The sequence below is a fragment of the Rhodococcus sp. NPDC127593 genome (assembly GCF_042671975.1).
Lineage (GTDB): Bacteria > Actinomycetota > Actinomycetes > Mycobacteriales > Mycobacteriaceae > Rhodococcus_F.
Genome location: NZ_JBHXWI010000018.1, coordinates 64,203 through 82,048, shown reverse-complemented (window position 1 = coordinate 82,048; position 17,846 = coordinate 64,203). Strand labels below are relative to the sequence as shown.

The following is a 17,846-nucleotide window of genomic DNA, read 5'->3' as shown; positions in this document are numbered from 1 at the left end:
GCCCACAGTGGTTTCGGAGGAGCAGGGTTCAGAACGTCACCAGCCGCGTTCGGCGAGCCGGTGCGGGACGGGGATGTCGTCGACGTTGATCCCGACCATCGCCTCACCCAGACCGCGGGACACCTTCGCCAGCACGTCCGGGTCGTCGAAGAACGTGGTCGCCTTCACGATCGCCGCGGCCCGCTCCGCCGGGTTACCGGACTTGAAGATCCCCGACCCGACGAACACACCCTCCGCACCGAGCTGCATCATCATCGCCGCATCCGCCGGGGTCGCGATGCCACCGGCGGTGAACATCGTGACCGGCAACTTCCCGGCCTTGGCGACCTCGACGACCAGGTCGTACGGGGCCTGCAGCTCCTTCGCCGCCACATACAGCTCGTCCTCGCTCAGCGACGTCAACCGGCGGATCTCCCCACCGATCGTCCGCATGTGCGTGGTCGCATTGGACACGTCGCCGGTGCCGGCCTCACCCTTGGACCGGATCATCGCCGCACCCTCGGTGATCCGGCGCAGTGCCTCACCGAGGTTGGTCGCACCACAGACGAACGGGATGGTGAACTTCCACTTGTCGATGTGGTTCGCGTAGTCGGCGGGGGTGAGGACCTCGGACTCGTCGATGTAGTCGACACCGAGGGACTGCAGGATCTGCGCCTCCACGAAGTGCCCGATCCGGGCCTTGGCCATCACCGGGATGGAGACGGCGGAGATGATGCCGTCGATCATGTCCGGATCGCTCATCCGGGACACCCCACCCTGCGCGCGGATGTCCGCGGGCACCCGCTCGAGCGCCATCACCGCGACCGCACCGGCGTCCTCGGCGATCTTCGCCTGGTCGGGGGTGACGACGTCCATGATGACCCCGCCCTTCAACATCTCGGCCATGCCACGCTTGACGCGTGCCGTACCGACGGCGGAATTGTTCACGACTGTCTCCTCTGGTGACGATGGGTATTCGGCTTCCGTTGCGCCGCGGCCAGCAGTTCGATGTCCGAGCCGCCGAGCGTCTCCACGGACTCGATGCGTTTCTCGGCCTCCGCGACCGACTCGTCCGCGGAACCGATCGGGGGAGCACCGGACAGTGCTTCGTCGTCGCGACCGCCCTTGCCGAGCAACTTCCGAACCTCGTAGCTGATCAGGATGACGATCAACGTCAGACCGCTCATGAGGAACTGGGAGCGGGTGGTCGGCAGGAACGCCATCGCGAGGATGACGGTGGCCATCAGGGCGATGGTGGCGTAGCTGAGCCACGGGAACAACCACATCCGCAGTTGCAGTGCGGCGGGGTCTTCGCGCTCGAGTCGACGTCGGAGCACCACCTGGGAGATGGCGATCAGGAGGTACACGAAGAGCGCGACGGCGCCGTACGAGTTGACGAGGAATCCGAAGACGACGTCGCCCCACACGTAGGTGCAGGCGACGGACACGTATCCGACGGTGGTGCCGAGCAGGATCGCACGGCGCGGCACGCCGTTGCGGGACAGTGTCGTGAAGAACTTCGGGGCGTCGCCGTTGCGGGTGAGCGCGAACAACATTCGGGACGTGGTGTACAGCGCCGAGTTCAGGCAGGAGAGGACCGCCGTGAGGACGATGAAGTTCATGATCGTCGCGACACCGGGAATTCCCAGGACCTCGAGCACCGCGGCGTACGGGCTCACACCCACGCTCTCGGTGTTCCACGGTTGGATCGTGACGACCACGAGAATCGAACCGACGTAGAACGTCACGATCCGCACCACGATCGACCGCATGGCATGGGCGACAGCACGCTTCGGCTCCTCCGACTCGGCAGCGGCGATCGTCACGATCTCGGCGCCCGTGTAGAAGGCGACGCAGGGGACGACCGCCGCGAGCACCGCGCCCCAGCCGAGCGGGGTGAATCCACCGTGGTTCACGAGGTTGCCGAGTCCGGGCGTCGAATCGGGCCACAGCCCGGTGATCCAGAGGGCGCCCATCCCGAGAAACAGAACGATCGCCACGACCTTGATCGACGAGAACCAGTACTCGAACTCGCCGTAGGAGCGGGCGGACACCATGTTGGTGGCCGTCAGCAGGAGCATCAGCCCCAGGCTCAGGAGCCACAGCGGGATCATCGGCAGCCATAGTTGCAGGATCCGGCCACCGGCGATGGCCTCGACCGCGACCACGATGACGAAGAAGTACCAGTACATCCACCCCGTCGCGAAGCCGGCGCGGCGCCCCAAAGCCTGGCGGGCGTAGACGTAGAACGATCCGACCACCGGCCTGGCCACCGCCATCTCGGCCAGCATCCGCATGATCAGCAACGTGATGATGCCCGCGATGAGGAAGGAGATGATCGCGCCGGGACCGGCGCCGCCGATGACGACACCGCTGCCCACGAAGAGACCGGCGCCGATCACCCCGCCCAGGGCGATGAGATTCATGTGCCTGCGTTTCAGGCCCTTACCCAGGCCTGAACTGTCGGTGTGTCCGGGAACGGTACTGTCCACATTTCCTCCAGAAGGCGCTGCCGGGGCCCTCACCTGACACGACCTCGTCGGTCGTACGTCGATGCGGACACCCACCGGTTCAGCAACCCAATCGTGTGTGATCCACATCACTTATTCGAGTGTTCACCTCACACTACGACTGGTCCCGGAGCTCGCCCAGAGCCAGTTACCTCGCAAGCGAAGGGGCCAGTTCGACAGCGGAATCGCCGGCCGAGAATGCCCTCTGAACTGGGATGACGGCGAAATTCCCCAGAAGGGCGACGTCCGCACACGCCGGCGGCGCGGTTTCGCGGCACATCTGGATCCCCCGGCCCTGCTGCGCACCTTCGCGGCCGTGCGAGCACCCCTACCCTGTGACCAGTGGTAACGAACTGGTCCTCAGACGTGCCGTCGAACTGGCACTGTGCTGCCCACCGGACCCTCCATACAGTGTTGTGCATCACATCAACAGTTCAGTTCGCGGTGGATCGTCTCCCGTATCTCCGCCGGCACTGTTCTCCGTTCCAACCGCCCGACGATCCGACCCCGGATCGCGATGGCGACCTGACGATTCCGGTCAGCGCACAGTGGAGGAAAACGTGACTTCAACACCACCCCCGGTTCAATCCGAGGACACCGGCCTCGGAAAGGGCCTGAAGAAACGGCACATGAACCTCATCGCCCTGGGCGGCGTGATCGGTGCCGGATTGTTCGTCGGCAGCGGCGTCGTCATCGAGAGCGCAGGCCCGGCGGCGATCGTGTCGTTTCTCATCGCCGGGGTCATCACCCTCCTGATCATGCGGATGCTGGCAGAGATGGCGGTGGCCAGGCCGGTGGTCGGATCGTTCTACGTATACGCCAGGGAAGCGCTCGGCAATCGCGCCGGCTTCTCGGTCGGCTGGATGTACTGGTACTTCTTCGTCATCGTCGTCGCCGTCGAAGCCATCGCCGGCGGCCGAATACTCCAGCTCTACCTCCCGTCCGCGCCGCTGTGGATCCTCAGCCTCGGCCTTCTCGTGATCCTGACCTGCACCAATCTCGTTTCGGCACGTTCATTCGGCGAATTCGAGTACTGGTTCTCGTCGATCAAGGTGATCGCGATCGTCCTCTTCCTCGGGTTGGGCGCACTGTGGATCACCGGACTGTGGCCGGACTCGACCCCCGGAGTGGCGAATCTCGTCAGCCACGGCGGATTCGCTCCGCTCGGCTGGGGCGCGGTGCTCGCCGCGGTCGTCCCCTGCGTGGCCTTCTTCACCGGTGCCGAGATCGTGACCATCGCGGCCGCCGAGTCCGCGGAACCCAAGAAAGCGGTCGCCCGGGCGATGCGCTCCATCGTGGTCCGGATCATCACCTTCTACGTCGGTTCCATCTTCGTGGTCGTCGCAATCGTGCCGTGGAGTACGGAGGCCGTCGGAGTCAGCCCCTACGCGGCAGCCCTCTCCGCCCTGCACATTCCCGGTGTCGCCACGATCATGAACGTCGTCATCCTCACCGCGGTGCTGTCCTGCCTGAACTCGGCGCTGTACACCTCCTCGCGGATGCTCTTCGCGCTCACCCGCAACGGCGACGCCCCGCACATGTTCACCCGCCTGTCCGGCGGTGGCGTACCGCGGCGGGCGATCCTCGCCGGAACGGTGATCGGCTACGCGTCGGTGATCGCGGCGTTCGTCTCCCCGGATCTCGTGTTCTCGTTCCTGGTCAACTCGTACGGCGCCGTGGCGCTCTTCGTCTACCTCATGATCGCGATCTCCCAGGTCGCGCTCCGCAGGAAACTGGAGGCGCGAGATCCCGAGGCCCTCAGCCTGAAGATGTGGCTGTTCCCCTGGCTCAGCTACGCGACCATCGCCCTGATGGGAGCCGTGATCGCCGCCATGGCCGTACTCCCCACCACCCGTTCGCAGTTCTGGCTGAGTGTGGTGACTCTGGCCTTCATCCTGATCGGGTACGAGGTGCGCCGACGCAGTCGGACCAGCGCCGAACGCCTCGACACCGTCACCCCGCCCGCAGCCTCGCCCGCCGACGGATCCGACGCGGAACAACTCGTCGGAGTGGTCACCCGCGAGCAGCCCTGACGCATCCGCCGTACCAAAGGACAGGGACCGCACCAGCGGTCCCTGTCCTTCTGTGTGGTCCCGATGCGACATCGGCTTTTCCGGCACGACCCGCCGGGAATCGGGGCACACTTGCAGAAGACCTCGGCGGAGGAGGACACCGTGTTCCACCGCGGAGACGATGCCGTCACCGAAGAACACTCGCTGGACGAGTCCCTGCTCGTCGAGCCCGAATCCCGAAGCCGGCCGTGGCGGGAATTCCTCGTCTCGACCCCGGGACGACTGTCCGTGCTGGGGATCGCCCTCGTGACCGCCGCGCTCGCGACCGGGGCGATCACCTCGGCGGCGATCGGCGCCCGGCAACAGCGGATCGAGACCCTGCGGACGCACACCGAACCCCTCACCTACGCGGCCGAACGGCTCTACAGTTCGCTGTCCATCGCCGACGCCGCGGCCGCCACGTCCTTCATCTCGGGCGGTGTCGAGCCGATCGCCGTCCGTAATCGGTACAACCAGGCGATCGGGGACGCGTCGAACGCGCTGGTCACCGCGTCGAACGGCGTCGCCTCGACAGACGCCGCGGCCCTCGCGCTGCTGTCCGAGGTGTCGCGGAACCTCGCCGACTACACCAGCCTGATCGCCACGGCCCGCGCCAACAATCGGTCGGGCAACCCGGTCGGCGTCGCCTATCTCAGCGACGCCTCCTCGATGATGCAGGACACGATCCTGCCCGCAGCCGAGAGTCTCTACTCGGAGCAGTCGAGGTCCGTCGCCGACACCCAGGTCCTCACCGGGCGGCTCCCGAGAGCCGCGTTCGCCGTCGCCGTCGCCCTGCTCGTCGCGCTCGTCCTCGCGCAGGTGTACCTGGCGCGCAAGAGCAAACGTCGCGTCAATCCCGGCCTCGTCCTCGCCTCCCTCCTCGCCGCTACCCTCCTGATCTGGCTGGCCGCCGCCACCCTGGTCTCCACCGCGGCCACGGACCGGGCGAGAACCGAAGGGGCGCAACCACTCGGCACGATCACTCAGGCGCGGATCCTCGCCCAGCAGGCCCGGGCGGATGAGACCCTCGCGTTGCTGCAGCGCGGCTCCGACGAAGAGTCCGAGGCCGACTACGCCCGGCGGTCGGCCGAACTCGCCGACATCCTCGGGGGGCTGCAGGACGGCGATCACGGTCCGGCGACGACACCGCCGATCGATGCCGCCGTGACCGCACTCGGCGACTGGCGGCGCGCGCACATCATGCTGCAGGAGAAGCTCGACGTGGGGGACTACCCGGGGGCGACGGCCATCGCGATCGGCCCCGCGGACTCGGCGTCTCCCGCCACCTTCGCAGCGCTCGACAAGTCGTTGCAGGACGGCATCGACCGGTTCCGCAGCGAGGAACTCGACGGGATGGCCGACGCATATCGCTCGTTGTCGCTGCTCGCGGTGGGTAGCATGGTGATCGGCGTGCTCTGCGGGTTCGCCGTCGGTGGGGGGATCTGGCCCAGACTGAACGAGTACCACTGATGACGCGGGTGATTCGACCGAGACGGCGGACGCGCCCGCGCGCCCTCCTTTTCTCCGCTGCCGTGGTCGCCGTCCTCGCGGCCGGATGCGCCACCCCGCAGCCCCTCACTCCCACCGTCCGCGGCGACTACTCGGAAGTGCCGTTGACGAGTGGGGCCGAGATCCTTCTGCCCACCGGCGACGTGCCCGAGGAGCCACCCGCACCCGGCTCCTGCGGCGCGCTCGCCAGTCTCCGCCCCGCCGCCACACCGGACGTAAGGGCGCCGGGGAGCTCGCTGGCCGCGATCACCGCCCGCGGCCGCCTCGTCGTCGGAATCGATCAGAACACCAACCTCTTCAGTTTCCGGGATCCGACCACCGGCATGCTGATGGGGTTCGACGTCGACGTTGCGGGGGAGATGGCGCGGGACCTGTTCGGCGACCCCTCCAGGGTCGAATTCCGACTGCTCACGTCCGGTGACCGCTTCGACGCCCTCGAGAACGAGGACGTGGATCTCGTGGTCAAGAGCACGTCGATCACGTGTGAACGGTCCGAGCGTGTCGCCTTCTCCACCGTGTACTTCCAGGCCTATCAACGGCTGCTGGTGCCGAAGGGATCCGGTATCTCCGGCCCGGAAGATTTGGCGGGCAAGCGCGTCTGCTCCGTCGGCGACACCACCTCACTGGACACCGTTCGCCGAGTGCAGCCCGAGGCCACGATCGTGGCGGTACCCGACTGGGACGACTGCCTCGTGGTCCTCCAGCAGCGGCAGGCGGACGCCGCGAGCACCGACGACTCCATCCTCGCCGGGCTCGCCGCCCAGGATCCGAACCTGGAGATCGTCGGCCCGCCGCTCGAGTCGGAGCCGTACGGCATCGGGGTCAACAAGAACAATGACGATCTGGTGCGCTTCGTGAACGGCACGCTGGATCGGATGCGTGCGGACGGAACCTGGACGAGGATCTACGACAACTGGCTGACGGTTCTCGGCCCTGCCGCCGGACCACCCGCCCCTACCTACCGGGACTGAGGTGACACCGAGTGAGCGACGAAACCGGGCGAACACCGATGGACGACCCGCAATCCACCAGGGGTGTGCGGTTCGATCCGTTCGCGGACGACGAAGAGGACGACGTCCCGTCGTCACGTACGGTGCCGGACGCCGTCCACACCTCCGACCTGTCGAAGCTCCTGACCAATCCCGTTCTGGCGGAGAACAAACGCTACTGCGACCGCTGCAAGCGCCCCGTCGGGCGTTCCACCGCCGCGCGGCCGGGAGACACGGAGGGGGTCTGCACCCACTGCGGCACCGTCTTCTCGTTCGCCCCGCAACTCGAGGCGGGCGAACTGGTCGCGGGTCAGTACGAGGTCCTGGGGTGCCTCGCCCACGGCGGCGTCGGCTGGATCTACCTCGCGCTCGACCACAACGTCAGCGACCGCTGGGTGGTCCTCAAGGGCCTGCTGCACTCGGGCGACCCCGTGGCCCAGGAGGTGGCTCTCGCCGAGCGCCGGTTCCTCGCCGAGGTGACGCATCCGAGCATCGTCAAGATCTACAACTTCGTCGAACACCCCGGGATGGACGGCAATCCCGTCGGCTACATCGTCATGGAGTACGTCCGGGGCAGAACCCTCCGCGACCTGCTCACCGAACTGAAGGAGGACGCCGGGCCCGACGAACCGAAGCCGATGCTGCAGGTGGAGCACGCCATCCGCTACCTCCTCGAGGTCACGCCCGCGCTCGGATACCTGCACTCGATGGGGTTGGTGTACAACGACCTCAAACCCGAGAACATCATGATCGGCGACGACTACGACCAGCTCAAGCTCATCGACATGGGCGCGGTCGCCAGGATCGGGGACCACGGATACATCTACGGCACACAGGGTTACCAAGCCCCCGAGATCGCCACCACCGGTCCCACGATCGCCTCCGACATCTACACCGTGGGGCGCACGCTCGCCGTGCTGACCCTCGACATGCCCACCGCCGGGGGCTGTTACGTCGACGGCCTGCCGACACCCGAGGAGGCGCCGCTGCTGGCGGAGTACGAGTTCTACCACCGGCTGCTGCTCCGGTCCATCCACCCCGATCCGGCCCGGCGCTTCAACTCGGCCGAGGAGATGTCGACGCAACTCGACGGCGTGCTGCGCGAGGTGCGGGCCCAGCAGACCGGAAGCCCACATCCGGGATTGTCCCACCGGTTCAGTCCGCAGCGCACGACGTTCGGGACCGACCTCACGATCAGTCGCACCGACGTCTACGTCGACGGGCACCGTCGCGACGAGTGCATCAGTGCGATGAGTATCGTGCGGGCACTGCCGATTCCGTTGGTGGACCCCGACGATCCGGCGGCCCCGCTGCTCTCCGTCGTGCACAGCAGACCGAGGGAGCTCCTCGATTCACTGCACAGGGCGAAGGAGGCGGCGGACGACGGTGTGGCGTCGACGAGCATCGAGATCCCGCTCGCCGAGGTACGCGCGCACCTCGATCTCGGGCAGCCCCGTGATGCCGCCACCATTCTCGAATCCCTCGACCACCAACGTGAGGATACGTGGCGCGTCGACTGGCACACGGGACTGTGTGCGCTGGTGGGCGGCGACTTCGAGGGGGCCTTCGCCCGATTCGATTCCGTCCTGACCGCGCTACCGGGCGAGGAAGCCCCGAAGCTCGCCCTCGCGGCGACGGCCGAGATGTGGTGCGAATACCGCTCCGGCGAGGACGTCGGGCGGTGGCGCCGGACCGCCGAAAAGTACTACTGCACAGTGTGGCGCACGGATCACGGCGCGGTCAGTGCGGCGTTCGGACTGTCGCGGCAACTCGAGCACCGCGACGACCGGGCGGCCGCGGTGGAGGCACTCGACGAGGTTCCCCCGACATCACGGCACTATGCCGAGGCCCGGTTGACGAGTGTGCTGATGCTCGTCCACGATCGGCCGCTCGCCGAGGTGAGTGAACGGGATCTGCAGGAGGCGGCCCGGCGAGTCGAACTGCTCGCCCACGACGAGCGACGCGCACTCCAGACGCGCGTACTCGTCCTCGGCGTGGCCGTGGACTGGCTGCACGCCGGCGGCGTCCCCGAGACGACGAGGATCCTCAGCGTGCCGTTCACCGAACGCGGTCTGCGCACCGGGGCGGAGTCGGCGCTCCGGGCCCTGGCCCGGAAGGCACCCGAGCGCCGGCATCGGTACACGCTGGTGGATCTCGCCAACCTGATCCGCCCGACCACGTGGCTGTGATGTGAGTTCCGAAACTCCTGTCACAACAGGCCGAGGTGCTCGCGGCCCCACCGGGCATTCCACGCCATCACCTGCATACGGTCGCTCAAAGCATCACGGCTGCGGACCGTTTCGGCCAGCTGGCCCATGAGTTCGATGATGCGGCGCCGAGCGTCCTCCAGTTCCGTTGCCAGGCGCTCCTCCTCCCTCCACCTCGCGGTGCGGTTTCTGCGCGCGACCATGGTGTTCATCTCTACTCCGATCGTGACGACGTGGTGTTCGGCTCCTCGCACAACTCTGGGCCGTCTGGTACGGGTCCAGAAGATCCAGAAAGACAGCGAGTCAGGGGTCCAATCTGGACCTATGACGTAGCGCACAAGTGGTTCTGACGTCGGAGACGATTCGATCGTAGGGTTCGAGTGCTCGCTGAAATCTCGACCGGAGGTACCCATGCGCATTCACACCGACGCACTCACGATCGCGGGCCGGGACTTCTCGTCCCGACTCGTCATGGGCACGGGCGGTGCGGCCAACCTCTCGGTACTGGAAGACGCACTCGTCGCCTCGGGCACCGAACTGACGACGGTGGCAATGCGCCGAGTGGACGCCGCAGGAAGAACCGGGCTGCTCGAACTGCTGGATCGACTGGGCATCGCGTTGTTGCCGAACACCGCCGGCTGCCGAGGCGCCACGGAGGCCGTGCTGACTGCGCGCCTGGCCCGCGAGGCCCTGGGCACCGACTGGGTAAAGCTCGAAGTGATCGCCGACGAGCGCACGCTCCTGCCCGACGGGATCGAACTCGTCGCGGCAGCAGAACAACTCGTGGACGACGGATTCGTCGTGCTGCCGTACACCAACGACGACCCCGTGCTCGCACAGCGCCTGGTCGATGCCGGGTGCGCCGCCGTGATGCCGCTCGGGTCGCCGATCGGCACCGGGCTCGGCATCTCCAACCCCCGCAACATCGAGATGATCGTCGCGCGCACCGACGTCCCGGTCATTCTCGACGCCGGGATCGGCACCGCGAGCGATGCGGCGCTGGCGATGGAACTCGGCTGCGACGCCGTGCTGCTCGCCTCGGCAGTGACGAGGGCTTCGGACCCTCCGCTGATGGCCGCGGCGATGGCCGGAGCAGTCGCGGCCGGGCGCCGCGCCCGGAATGCCGGGCGAATACCGAAACGGTTCTGGGCGCAGGCGTCGTCTCCGGTCGCGGTGTAATCGGGCGTCGGCGAACGTCGACTCGGCTAGCGTGAACGCCCATGCGGGTACACCACCTCAATTGCGGCTCGTTCTCCTCGGCGCTCATCGGACGGTTGGTGTGCCACGTGCTGGCGTGTGAAACCGACGCGGGCATCGTGCTCGTCGACTCCGGCTTCGGGCTGGCGGATGTCGCCGACCCCACCGGACGCGTCGGCCGGTTCGCGAACCTGACGGGCGCCCGGTTCCGGGAGTCGGAGACGGCGGTCCGCCGGCTCGAGAAGCTGGGCCTCAATCCTGCGGACGTGACCCACATCGTGGCGACCCACCTCGACTTCGACCACATCGGCGGTGTCGCCGACTTCCCGAACGCCACCCTGCACACCACTGCGGCGGAACGAACTGCGTCGGAAGGGCGTTCGTCGTTCCGGGAGAAGGTCCGGTACCGTCCCGCCCAGCTCACCCCGGTACCCACGCTGCACACCTACTCGGGGCCGGGCGAATCCGTGCTCGGTTTCTCCGACACCTACCCGATCGCCGGCGTCGGCGACCGCATCGTCCTCGTCCCGATGCCCGGCCACACCCGCGGTCACGCGGCGGTGGCCGTCGACACCGGCGAGAAGGGCTGGCTGCTGCACGCGGGCGACGCGTTCTACCACCGCAGCACCGTCGCCGCCCCCGGACAGGTGTCGCCGGGAACCGAGGGTCGCGCCCTGCGGGTGATGGAAGAGCTGATCGCGGTGGACCGTTCGAAGATCCGCGGCAATCATTCTCGGCTCCGGGAACTGAACAATCAGGTGGCGCCACGGGTGCGCGTCTTCTCCGCCCACGACCCGACCCTGTTCGAGGAACTGGCCGGTGAGCGGGGCTAGCGCTACCTCATCACGAGGGCGCGCAGCGCGTCGACGATCTCCCCGGGTGCTTCCTCGGCCATGAAATGCCCTGCGGTGAGGGTGTCGTGCACGAGGTCGGGGGCCCAGGCCCGCCAGAGGCCGGCGGCGTCGTAACCGAGCACGCTGCCCCAGTCCTGCTGGACGACGGTGACGGGCATCTGCAGGTGGTTTCCGGCCGCCCGGTCCGCCCGGTCGTGTTCGACGTCGATGCCCGCGGACGCCCGGTAGTCGGCGACGATGGACGGCACGGCCTCACGGGACGCCCGGAGGTACTCGGCGCGCACGTCGGCAGGGATCGCGTCGGGGTTGCGGGTCCAGACGTCGAGGAAGTGGCCGAAGAAGGCGTCGGCGCTCGCACCGATCATCTGTTCCGGCAGCCCGGGCGGCTGCGCCATCAGGTACAGGTGGAACGCGACCGCGGCGTCCGCTCCGTGCAGGATGTCCCACATGTCCAGCGTCGGCAGCACGTCGAGCGACGCGAGATGCGTGATCGCCCCGGGGTGATCGAGGCCGGCGCGGATGGCGACCAGCGCGCCGCGGTCGTGCCCGGCCAGGGCGAACCGCTCGTGGCCTAGTGCCTTCGCGAGTGCGACGACGTCGGCGGCCATCGTCCGTTTCGAATAGACGGCGCCGTCCGTCTCGACCGGCTTGTCGCTCGCGCCGTAACCGCGCAGGTCCGGGCAGATGACGGTGTGGCCGGCAGCCAGCTCGGCGGCGACGTGCCGCCACATGAGGTGGGTCTGGGGGAAGCCGTGCAGCAGGACGATCGGGCTGCCGGAACCGCCCACCGCGACGTGTAGTTCCACGTCGTCGGCGACGGTCACGCGCTGGTAGTCGAATCCGGGAATGACAGGGGTCACGGGTGGTCCTTCGAGGTGGGGCTGCTCTCGTCCAGTCTCGGGGCGGTCGATGAGCATCCGATGAGCGCTATACCGTGGCGGAGTGACTCCTACGTACGGTGTGCTCGGGCCGGTGGTCGCGTGGGACGGGGCGGGCGATCCCGTCGATCTGAAGGGTCCGCGTCATCGGGCGGTGCTCGCCCGCCTGATCGTCGCCCGGGGACGGGTCGTCCCGGTGAGCGTCGTCGTCGACGACCTCTGGGTCGACCCACCCGCCGGGGCCAAGGGCGCGGTCCGCACGTTCGTCTCGGCGCTGCGGCGCGCACTCGAACCGCAGCGCACAGCCCGTACCGCCGCGAAACTGCTCGTCACCGACGGTCCCGGATACGCGCTGCGCGTCGACCCGGAATCCGTGGACGCGTGGCGGTTCGAGCACGCGGTCGCGGCGGCGGCGACGGCCGCTCCGAGGCAGGCGATCGATCTGCTGGAGGAATCGCTGAAGTGGTGGCGCGGCCCGGCGTACGCGGAGTTCGCCGAGGAGTCGTGGGCTCGCGCCGAACGGGCACGTCTCGAGGAACTGCGACTGTCCGCGGTGGAGCGGCAGGCGGAGGCCCGGGTGGCCCTCGGGCTCGCCGCCGAGGCCGTGCCGGATCTCGACGCCCATGTGGCCGAACATCCTTGGCGGGAAGGGGCGTGGCGGCTGCTGGCTCTCGCCCTCTACCGGTCCGGCCGTCAGGGTGATGCGCTGGCCGTGTTGCGCCGGGCGCGTGAGCTTCTCGCCGAGGAACTGGGGATCGACCCGAGCGCACAGCTGACGGCCCTCGAGACCGACATCCTGCGCCGCGACGACCGGCTCGAACTCGACCCCGGCCGGATGTGGGAGCGGGCCGCCGCCGCCTACGACCGCACCGTGGCGTCCGGTGCCCGGGCCAGACTCGAGTCGACGGTCGGGTTGCTGCGCAGCCTCGCCGTGACCGGCGGCAGCGGTCTCGTGGCGGCTCGGGAGCAACGGCTCGCGACGATCGCCGCGGCCGAACAACTGGGCGACCCCGAGCTCACCGCCCGCGTGATCGGGAACTACGACGTCCCGGGCATCTGGACCCGCTCCGACGACCCGGCGCAGGCCGCCCTCGTCGTCGCGGCGGCCGAACGCGTCCTCGCGCAGCTTCCCCCCGGTGACCACGACACCGCCCGGGCCCGGCTGCTGGCCACGATCGCACTGGAATCCCGCGGAACCCGCGGCGACCGCGGGTTGCGGGCCGCCCGGGAGTCCGAGGAGATCGCCCGCACGCTCGACGATCCGGCGTTGCTCGCGTCCGCGCTGAACGGTGTCTTCATGCACACCTTCTACCGCTCGGGCCTCGCCCCCGAGCGGGACGCGATCGGCCGGGAACTGATCGCGCTCTCGGCACGGCACGGGTTCGTGAACTTCGAGGTGCTCGGACATCTCGTTCGCCTTCAGGCGCTCGGGGCGCTCGGGGACTTCGCCGGCGCCGACGAGCACGCCGCCGCAGCGGATGTCCTGGCCGCACGGCACGAGCGACCACTGGTGGCCGTGTTCACCACCTGGTATCGGGCGATGCGCGCTGCGGCGACAGGTGCGTCCGACGCGGACGCCGAGGACGGCTACCGCTCGGCGGCGAAGCTACTCACCGACAGCGGGATGCCCGGGCTCGAACGCGGAATCCTCCCGCTGGCGCTGCTGTGCCTGCGGGTGTCGCGGGGCCGGCCGGCGACATTCGGCGCCGACACCGACTGGGGACCGTACGAACCGTGGGCGCGGCCCCACCTCCTGCTGGCGGACGGTCGCCCGGACGAGGCGGCGGCCGCCCTGCGCCGGGCACCCGAACCGCCGCGCGATCTCCTCCTCGAGGCGCTGTGGTGCCTGATCGCCCACGCCGCGGCCGCCGTCGGCGACCACCGGCTGACGGAACGGGCCCGAGCCGAATTGGCGCCTGCGGCAGGGGAAATAGCGGGGGCGGGCAGCGGGATGCTCACGGTGGGCCTTCGGCCCGTGCGCGGTTGACGAGTCCCTGCACTCGTCAGCCACGCACGAGCATCACTTTGCCCACTCCAGCAGGTCGTCGGCGGACCACGTGTTCACGACGCGGTCGGCCTCGACGCCGCACCGCATCGCCCGCTCGCATCCGTACCCCTGCCAGGCGAGTTGCCCGGGAGCGTGCGCGTCGGTGTCGATCGAGAACAGGCACCCCACGTCCATGGCCAGATCGATGAGACGGCTCGGGGGGTCGCGGCGTTCGGGACGGCTGTTGATCTCGACGGCGGTGCCGTTGTCGCGGCAGGCGGTGAACACCTGCTCCGCGTCGAACGTCGACTCCGGCCTGGTCCCGCGCCCGCCTTCGACGAGGCGGCCCGTGCAGTGTCCCAGCACGTCCACCAGCGGATTCTCCACCGCCCGGACCATCCGGCGGGTCATCGCCCCGCGCTCTGCCCGCAACTTGGAGTGCACGCTGGCGACGACGATGTCCAGTTCGTCGAGAAGGTCCGGATCCTGGTCGAGTGAACCGTCGTCGAGGATGTCGACCTCGATACCGGTGAGGATGCGGAACGGTGCCAGTTCCTCGTTCAGCTCGGCGATCACCTCCAGCTGAGAACGCAGACGCTCCGCCGACAACCCGTTCGCGACCGTCAGACGCGGGGAATGGTCTGTCAGAGCACAGTATTCGTGACCCAGAGCGGCCGCGCTGCGCATCATCTCGTCGATGGGGCTGCCGCCGTCCGACCAGTCCGAATGCGTGTGCAGGTCGCCCTTCAACGCCGCCCGCAGCGCACCGCCGCCGATCGGCTCCGCGTTCTCCCGTAGTTCCGCGAGATAGACGGGCACGCCGTCGAGCGACTCGCGGATCACCATCGCTGTCTTGGGTCCGATGCCCGGCAGATCCTTCCAGCTGTCGGTGCGCTGGCGGACGCCCCGCTGCTCCTCGGACAGTTCGGCCACCACGTCGGCCGCGCGCCGGTACGCCTTCACGCGATGCGTCTCCGCACGCGATCGTTCGAGCCAGAACGCTGTCTCTCGTAGGGCCTGCACCGGGTCCATCGGGCTGTCGGCGTCCATGACTCCAGTGTTGCGCCCGCCCCGACGTCACCGCAACGCTTCGCGTGCCCCGTCCCGGACCGCGGTGGTGAGCGCCGCGAGGATCGGCGAATCCAGCTTCCACCGCTGCCAGTACAGCGGGACGTCGATCGGGCGGGACGGGTCGAGTTCGACGAGCCCGTGGTCGTCGCCGGTGTGTAATTCCGGCAGCAGTCCCCAGCCCAGTCCGTGACGGACGGCGTCGGAGAACGCCGAAGACCCGGGAACGAAGTGCCGTGGCGGCTGGAGCCGGCGCCGCGTGAAACCGCGCAGGAACCGGGACTGCAGTTCGTCCTTGCGGTCGAAGTCGAGCATCGGTGCCACCGCGAGGGCGTCCGCCGTCGGGCCGTCGGGGAGCCAGCGTTCGGCGTAGTCGCTGCTGCAGAGCGCGCGGTACCGCATCGACCCCAGCTTTTCCACGGTGCAGCCCTGCACCGCCTCCGGAACGGACGTCACCGCGGCCATCACCGTGCCCTCCCGCAGCAGGGTCGTCGAGTGGAATTCGTCTTCCCGATGCAGATCGAACAGCGCCCGATGCTCCGGGGCCAGGCGGGCGAGGGCCGGAATCATCCACGTGGACAGCGAATCCGCGTTGACGACCAGCGACAGCGTGCTCGTCGTCGCCTCCTCGGGATTGAGGGACGACATGGCCTCGCGCTCGAGGTGGGCCATCTGGCGGGCGAGCGTGAGCACGACGTGTCCGGACTCGGTGGCCCGGACCGGCTTGGCCCGCTGCACCAGGACGCGTCCCACCTGCTGCTCGAGTGCCTTGATCCGTTGGCTCACCGCGGACGGCGTGATGTGCAGTACCCGGGCCGCGGCGTCGAAGGTGCCTTCGTCGATGACGGTGGCGAACGTGCGGAGCGAAGCCAGGTCCAGATCCATATGAAGCAATGGTAATGGCAATGAAGGATAATTAGCTGGATTGATGGTCGCGGGGTTCGTAGCGTGGATCTCATGCACCTCACCCCTGCCTTGTTCACGGCGGCCGCCGGCTTCGGTACCGGCCTGTCGCTGATCGTCGCGATCGGCGCGCAGAACGCGTTCGTCCTGCGACAGGGGATCGTGCGCAGGCACGTCCTGCCGGTGGTCGTGCTGTGCGCGGTATCGGACGCCGTGCTCATCGTCGTCGGGATCAGCGGGATCGGTGCCGTACTCGCGCACGCACCGGCTGCCATCACCGTGATCCGCTGGGCGGGAGCGGCATTCCTCGTCTCCTACGCGGTGCTGGCCGCCCGTCGCGCCCTTCGCCCCGGAACGCTCGACGCCACACCGGACGTCGGATCGGCGACCCTCGCGACGTCGATCCTCACCTGCCTCGCACTCACGTGGCTCAACCCGCACGTGTACCTCGACACTGTGCTGATGCTCGGCTCGGTGGCCAACAACCAGGGCGATTCGGGCCGGTGGCTGTTCGGCCTCGGCGCCGCCACCTCGAGCGTCGTCTGGTTCCTCGCGCTCGGCTACGGCGCCCAGTTCCTGCACGGTGTGTTCGCCCGCCCCGGCGCGTGGCGTGTGCTCGACGCCGGGATCGCCGCGCTGATGCTCACCCTCGGCATCACCCTCGTCACCAGCTAGTCAACATTTGGTTGACAATGTGACTCTTGTCAACCAATACTTGACACATGTCGGATGCCGCGCTCACCCAACTGCTGTCGGACGCGATCGCCAAGGCGGACCCCGAGATCGACCCGGGGCTGGACCACGACCCCGCCGCCTACCTGGCCCTCGTCCGGCTCACCTCGCAGGCACGGGAGTCGGTCGACGAACTGCTGGTCTCCTCGATCGCCGCCGCGCGCTCCGCCGGACACAGCTGGGACACGGTCGGCGCCGCACTCGGCATGTCGCGGCAAGCGGCGCAACAGCGCTTCGGCAAACGGATCGGCGACGCCCCCGACACCGACTCCGACGGCCGGACCCGCCGGCTCACCCCGCTGACCGCGTTCAACGAGATGCGCATCCTCAACCACGCCGGCATGTACGGCTGGCACTCCGTCGGGTTCGGCACCCTGTTCCACACCGTCTACAAGTCCGAGGAACGGTGGGAGCACACCCGCGTGTCGGCGCTGGCGAGCCGCCAGAAACTCGAGGCCGACGGCTGGCAGAAGGTCGGGACATTGTGGTTCCCGTGGGCATACTTCAAGCGCCCGTTGGGTATTCCCGCCCTCCCCGAACCGGTGAGCGGCGACTACCTGATGGAACCGTGATGGACGCCGTCGCGCGATTCGCGGCCGCCCGCATCGCGCGGCTCGCCACGGTCGGGGCCGACGGTGTGCCGCACCTCGTCCCGCTCGTCTTCGCGCTCGACTCCGACACGATCTATTCCTGCGTCGACCACAAACCGAAGCGCAGCAATGTATTACGGCGCCTGACGAACATCGCGGCCAATCCCGCGGTCACCCTGCTCGTGGACCACTACGACGAGAACTGGGACCACCTGTGGTGGGTCCGGGTCGACGGTCGGGCCGAGGTGCTGGCCCCCGACTCCCCGGAGGGCGGCGCCGCGATCGACGTTCTCGCCGCGAAGTATCCGCAGTACGTCGACCGCCGCCCCGACGGTCCGGTGATCGCGATCCACGACCTGACGTGGCACCACTGGAGTGCCTTCGGCCCGTGA

General features: G+C 68.5%; 16 protein-coding genes. 10 read left to right on the top strand and 6 right to left on the bottom strand.

Annotated features, from left to right (window positions below):
• Positions 1–36 precede the first annotated feature (36 nt).
• Both pdxS and ACFVJ3_RS18405 read right to left on the bottom strand, forming a co-directional pair.
• Positions 37–927, bottom strand: a complete 891-nt coding sequence (gene pdxS / locus ACFVJ3_RS18410) for a pyridoxal 5'-phosphate synthase lyase subunit PdxS (protein ID WP_378453377.1) — start codon at positions 925–927, stop codon at positions 37–39.
• On the bottom strand, positions 924–2,471 hold the full coding sequence (locus ACFVJ3_RS18405; protein ID WP_378453376.1) for an amino acid permease: 1,548 nt from the start codon (positions 2,469–2,471) through the stop codon (positions 924–926). The genes pdxS and ACFVJ3_RS18405 overlap by 4 nt, the downstream gene beginning before the upstream one ends.
• 647 nt (positions 2,472–3,118) lie before the next feature.
• Here ACFVJ3_RS18405 and ACFVJ3_RS18400 point away from each other — a divergent pair.
• The 4 genes from ACFVJ3_RS18400 (at position 3,119) to ACFVJ3_RS18385 (ending at position 9,227) form a co-directional block, all read left to right on the top strand.
• A complete protein-coding gene (locus ACFVJ3_RS18400) occupies positions 3,119–4,522 on the top strand; it encodes an amino acid permease (protein ID WP_378453454.1) in 1,404 nt (467 codons plus the stop codon).
• A 141-nt stretch (positions 4,523–4,663) separates the two neighbouring features.
• Positions 4,664–6,010 carry a hypothetical protein gene (locus ACFVJ3_RS18395; protein ID WP_378453453.1) on the top strand — a complete coding sequence of 449 codons (1,347 nt, stop codon included), beginning with the start codon at positions 4,664–4,666 and terminating at the stop codon, positions 6,008–6,010.
• The gene (locus tag ACFVJ3_RS18390; RefSeq protein WP_378453375.1) at positions 6,010–7,020 is read left to right on the top strand and encodes a glutamate ABC transporter substrate-binding protein; all 1,011 of its coding nucleotides are present in this window, start codon (positions 6,010–6,012) and stop codon (positions 7,018–7,020) included. The genes ACFVJ3_RS18395 and ACFVJ3_RS18390 overlap by 1 nt, the downstream gene beginning before the upstream one ends.
• 38 nt (positions 7,021–7,058) lie before the next feature.
• Positions 7,059–9,227 (top strand): tetratricopeptide repeat protein, encoded by a 2,169-nt coding sequence (locus ACFVJ3_RS18385; RefSeq protein ID WP_378453452.1) that lies wholly within the window; start codon positions 7,059–7,061, stop codon positions 9,225–9,227.
• Between the two features lie 20 nt (positions 9,228–9,247).
• On the opposite strand, the gene ACFVJ3_RS18380 is transcribed toward ACFVJ3_RS18385, so the two are convergent.
• Complete coding sequence (locus ACFVJ3_RS18380; RefSeq protein WP_378453374.1) at positions 9,248–9,457, bottom strand: hypothetical protein; 210 nt, start codon at positions 9,455–9,457, stop codon at positions 9,248–9,250.
• Between the two features lie 199 nt (positions 9,458–9,656).
• Here ACFVJ3_RS18380 and ACFVJ3_RS18375 point away from each other — a divergent pair, with 199 nt between their 5' ends.
• Both ACFVJ3_RS18375 and ACFVJ3_RS18370 read left to right on the top strand, forming a co-directional pair.
• Entirely contained in the window at positions 9,657–10,424 is a 768-nt protein-coding gene (locus ACFVJ3_RS18375) for a thiazole synthase (RefSeq protein WP_378453373.1), read from the top strand.
• Positions 10,425–10,465: 41 nt separating this feature from the next.
• On the top strand, positions 10,466–11,275 hold the full coding sequence (locus tag ACFVJ3_RS18370) for an MBL fold metallo-hydrolase (RefSeq protein ID WP_378453372.1): 810 nt from the start codon (positions 10,466–10,468) through the stop codon (positions 11,273–11,275).
• Positions 11,276–11,277: 2 nt separating this feature from the next.
• Here the strand turns inward: ACFVJ3_RS18370 and ACFVJ3_RS18365 are convergent, their stop codons facing one another.
• Positions 11,278–12,156 carry an alpha/beta fold hydrolase gene (locus ACFVJ3_RS18365; RefSeq protein WP_378453371.1) on the bottom strand — a complete coding sequence of 293 codons (879 nt, stop codon included), beginning with the start codon at positions 12,154–12,156 and terminating at the stop codon, positions 11,278–11,280.
• An 82-nt stretch (positions 12,157–12,238) separates the two neighbouring features.
• Here ACFVJ3_RS18365 and ACFVJ3_RS18360 point away from each other — a divergent pair, with 82 nt between their 5' ends.
• On the top strand, positions 12,239–14,161 hold the full coding sequence (locus tag ACFVJ3_RS18360; protein ID WP_378453370.1) for a BTAD domain-containing putative transcriptional regulator: 1,923 nt from the start codon (positions 12,239–12,241) through the stop codon (positions 14,159–14,161).
• Positions 14,162–14,194: 33 nt separating this feature from the next.
• Here ACFVJ3_RS18360 and ACFVJ3_RS18355 read toward each other — a convergent pair whose 3' ends face one another.
• Complete coding sequence (locus ACFVJ3_RS18355) at positions 14,195–15,193, bottom strand: PHP domain-containing protein (protein WP_378453451.1); 999 nt, start codon at positions 15,191–15,193, stop codon at positions 14,195–14,197.
• Between the two features lie 45 nt (positions 15,194–15,238).
• Positions 15,239–16,114: a LysR family transcriptional regulator ArgP gene (locus tag ACFVJ3_RS18350; RefSeq protein WP_378453369.1), complete on the bottom strand. Its 876-nt coding sequence runs from the start codon at positions 16,112–16,114 to the stop codon at positions 15,239–15,241.
• 72 nt (positions 16,115–16,186) lie between these two features.
• On the opposite strand from ACFVJ3_RS18350, the gene ACFVJ3_RS18345 reads away from it, so the two are divergent.
• The 3 genes from ACFVJ3_RS18345 to ACFVJ3_RS18335 are packed head-to-tail and all read left to right on the top strand — an operon-like array spanning position 16,187 to position 17,846.
• Complete coding sequence (locus ACFVJ3_RS18345) at positions 16,187–16,807, top strand: LysE/ArgO family amino acid transporter (protein WP_378453368.1); 621 nt, start codon at positions 16,187–16,189, stop codon at positions 16,805–16,807.
• A 47-nt stretch (positions 16,808–16,854) separates the two neighbouring features.
• On the top strand, positions 16,855–17,436 hold the full coding sequence (locus tag ACFVJ3_RS18340; protein ID WP_378453367.1) for a hypothetical protein: 582 nt from the start codon (positions 16,855–16,857) through the stop codon (positions 17,434–17,436).
• Positions 17,436–17,846 (top strand): TIGR03668 family PPOX class F420-dependent oxidoreductase, encoded by a 411-nt coding sequence (locus ACFVJ3_RS18335; protein WP_378453366.1) that lies wholly within the window; start codon positions 17,436–17,438, stop codon positions 17,844–17,846. Before ACFVJ3_RS18340 ends, ACFVJ3_RS18335 begins: the two co-directional genes overlap by 1 nt.

What these genes read in the sequence shown, in the direction of transcription:
- ACFVJ3_RS18385 (WP_378453452.1), top strand. Translation starts at nt 7,059, where the DNA reads ATGGACGACCCGCAATCCACCAGGGGTGTGCGGTTCGATCCGTTCGCG.
- ACFVJ3_RS18345 (WP_378453368.1), top strand. Translation starts at nt 16,187, where the DNA reads ATGCACCTCACCCCTGCCTTGTTCACGGCGGCCGCCGGCTTCGGTACC.
- ACFVJ3_RS18400 (WP_378453454.1), top strand. Translation starts at nt 3,119, where the DNA reads ATGAACCTCATCGCCCTGGGCGGCGTGATCGGTGCCGGATTGTTCGTC.
- ACFVJ3_RS18350 (WP_378453369.1), bottom strand. Translation starts at nt 16,114, where the DNA reads ATGGATCTGGACCTGGCTTCGCTCCGCACGTTCGCCACCGTCATCGAC.
- ACFVJ3_RS18335 (WP_378453366.1), top strand. Translation starts at nt 17,436, where the DNA reads ATGGACGCCGTCGCGCGATTCGCGGCCGCCCGCATCGCGCGGCTCGCC.
- ACFVJ3_RS18375 (WP_378453373.1), top strand. Translation starts at nt 9,657, where the DNA reads ATGCGCATTCACACCGACGCACTCACGATCGCGGGCCGGGACTTCTCG.
- ACFVJ3_RS18380 (WP_378453374.1), bottom strand. Translation starts at nt 9,457, where the DNA reads ATGAACACCATGGTCGCGCGCAGAAACCGCACCGCGAGGTGGAGGGAG.
- ACFVJ3_RS18340 (WP_378453367.1), top strand. Translation starts at nt 16,855, where the DNA reads ATGTCGGATGCCGCGCTCACCCAACTGCTGTCGGACGCGATCGCCAAG.
- ACFVJ3_RS18355 (WP_378453451.1), bottom strand. Translation starts at nt 15,193, where the DNA reads ATGGACCCGGTGCAGGCCCTACGAGAGACAGCGTTCTGGCTCGAACGA.
- ACFVJ3_RS18370 (WP_378453372.1), top strand. Translation starts at nt 10,466, where the DNA reads ATGCGGGTACACCACCTCAATTGCGGCTCGTTCTCCTCGGCGCTCATC.
- ACFVJ3_RS18390 (WP_378453375.1), top strand. Translation starts at nt 6,010, where the DNA reads ATGACGCGGGTGATTCGACCGAGACGGCGGACGCGCCCGCGCGCCCTC.